The organism is Acrocarpospora macrocephala, from assembly GCF_009687865.1.
GTDB classification, from domain to species: Bacteria; Actinomycetota; Actinomycetes; order Streptosporangiales; family Streptosporangiaceae; genus Acrocarpospora; species Acrocarpospora macrocephala.
Genome location: NZ_BLAE01000080.1, coordinates 51,031 through 53,284 on the forward strand (window position 1 = coordinate 51,031; position 2,254 = coordinate 53,284).

The 2,254-nt window shown below is 67.5% G+C and carries 2 protein-coding genes; both read right to left on the reverse strand.

Annotated features, from left to right (window positions below; genetic code table 11):
* Positions 1–229: 229 nt before the first annotated feature.
* Complete coding sequence (locus Amac_RS45935) at positions 230–646, reverse strand: hypothetical protein (RefSeq protein WP_155360747.1); 417 nt, start codon at positions 644–646, stop codon at positions 230–232.
* Positions 647–885: 239 nt separating this feature from the next.
* A complete protein-coding gene (locus Amac_RS45940) occupies positions 886–1,392 on the reverse strand; it encodes an RNA polymerase sigma factor (RefSeq protein ID WP_246269132.1) in 507 nt (168 codons plus the stop codon).
* Between the last annotated feature and the right edge of the window lie 862 nt (positions 1,393–2,254).

Below are 2,254 nucleotides of genomic sequence, written 5' to 3' on the forward strand. Positions count from 1 at the left end.
CTGGCTGCTCTCTGTCGCCAGTGGGAACGGCTATCGCGGTTTCCTGATGGGAGAGGTGGGGGTTGTGTCCCGTCACTTCGACCGTCGCCTGGGTTGTCGGATGGTTTGTGCCGCTATTGGGAGCGGCCTTCTCGGCGTCTGGTTGGGGTACCTGGGGGTTGTGTCCGGTCAATTCGACGCTCTCGTTGGTGGGGGCTGCGTGCCGGGTTGATGGGACTCGTTGGCGGGGTTAGGGGCGGGCTCGGAGCCAGCGGGTGGCGATGGGGGGGTTTTCGGGGTGGTGGTAGACGAGGCTGAGCCAGCCAGGTGGGAGGCCGGTTGCCGCGAAGTGGCCGTCGGGGGAGGGGACGCGGATCTTGCTGACGTGAGGGGTGCGGATCTCGATCCAGGAGTCGGGGGTTGGGGTGGGGGTGAGGTGGCCGGCTACTTCGAGGCGGCCGTTGGTGTGGGTTAGTTCGACGTCGATGGTCAGGGTTTCGGTGGTGAAGCGATGGCGCTGGGGTTCTCCTCCGGAGCGGGCTCCGGAGGCGGCGGCCACGTCGGTGGGGGTGGCGATGATCGAGCCGGGCAGGCGGAGGGTGAACGCGGCCAGGGCGTCGGCGGTGACGCGGCTGGGGATCGGGTCGGCTCCGGAGGCGAGGCGCATGGCCGCCAGAACGTAGGTGGAACGGCCTTCTGCCGTTGAGTGGCCTTCCCGGGTTGGATTACCTTCCGGGGTCGGGTGACCCTCTGAGGTTGCGTGCCCTTCCGGGGTTGAGCGGTCCTCTGGGATTGCGTGCCCTTCCAGGGTTGAGCGGACCTCTGGGGTTGCGTGGCTTTTCGTGGTTGAGCGCTCTTCCGGGGTTGAGTGGGCCTCTGGGGTTGAGTGGTCCTCGGGTTCTTTGGTCACGGGGACTCCTCCAGGAGGGCGCGGAGGCGGGATTCGCAGCGGGTTCGGGTGGCGCCGACGCTGCCGAGTGGCATGTTCATCCGGGCGGCGATCTGGGCGTAGCGGGCGTCGGGGTTCAGGGCGAAGAGGCGTAACAGGGTGCGGCAGGGTTCGTCCAGGGTGGCGGCGCGGGCCCAGACGTGGCGGCCGTACTCGGCGTCCACGACGGCGGTGGACGGGTCGGGGACGCTGGGGTCGCCGAGGTCGGGGAGTTCGACCGGGTGTTCGTTGCGGGTCTTGCGGGAGAGGCGGAAGGCCTCGTGTCGGGTGGTGGTGATCAGCCACGCGCCGATCCGGCTCGGGTCGCGGATCCGGTCATAGCTTTCGACGAGGCGCAGCCACGCGCCCTGAACCGCGTCGGCCGCATCGGTGGCGCTCAGGCCACAGGCCCTGGCCACCGCCCACATCCGGCCGTCGAACCGGGAGACCAGATCCTTCCAGGCGGTCTCATCGAGAGCGGGCAAAGGCGTCTCTTGAGGCATGGCACCACTTTCCTGGCTACTGTCCGCACTGATGGATAAGCGTTGCGTGAGCACTCTATCCAGTGGCTGCGACCACGATCCTCCGATCGGCGAATTGCCAGGCTCCCTGACGCTCGAAACGGGGCGGGGGCCACGATGCGGAATCCTGTGGCCGATCTCGCCCGGGTTCCACGGACAATTGCTGGCGTTCCACAACACCTTGAAACGCACCTCGAGCTGGCGTTCGCACGTCCGGCGAAGGCGCGGATCGCGCGATTGGCGTAAAATCCCGGATCTGCTCATTAGTCGGCCTGCAGGTGACTGCCACTTCCTGTCAGGTATCGGGACCTATCTCCCCGCGAGGCAGGAGCCGCGACGGTGTCCCGCTTCCCGGCTTCTTGTATGGCAGGCAGACCCCGGCGGGGCATCCTCATGGCCGAGGTCTGAGACGGAGGTCTGAGACGGAGGTCTGAGACGGAGGTCTGAGACGGCCGAGGTCCGAGATCGGCGAGAGCGACCGGCCCTTCCGTGGTGAACGCGCCCAAAGGACCGAGGATGCCGTGCTCACAGCCCTGCTCAAGGTCCTGCTCACAGCCTGCTCGAACGCGGCGATCCGATGCCGATCAGCTCGTGATCTTCTGTGGCCCCTTGTGATCTTCTGCGGGTCACCCTCTCCGCACCCATGGTGCTGATCTGGCCGCGCTCGTGGGGATGAGGTTGTCCGGTGGCGTCTGCCTGCAGGCGTGTGTCGTCCTCCAGGCGCGGGGGGTGAGTTCGGGGTACGCGGCCGGAGCCGGGTGTGACACCCGGTCTATGCCGCAGTTGGTTGCGATGCCCGGGGTGGGGCCGGGGTTGGGTGCGGTAT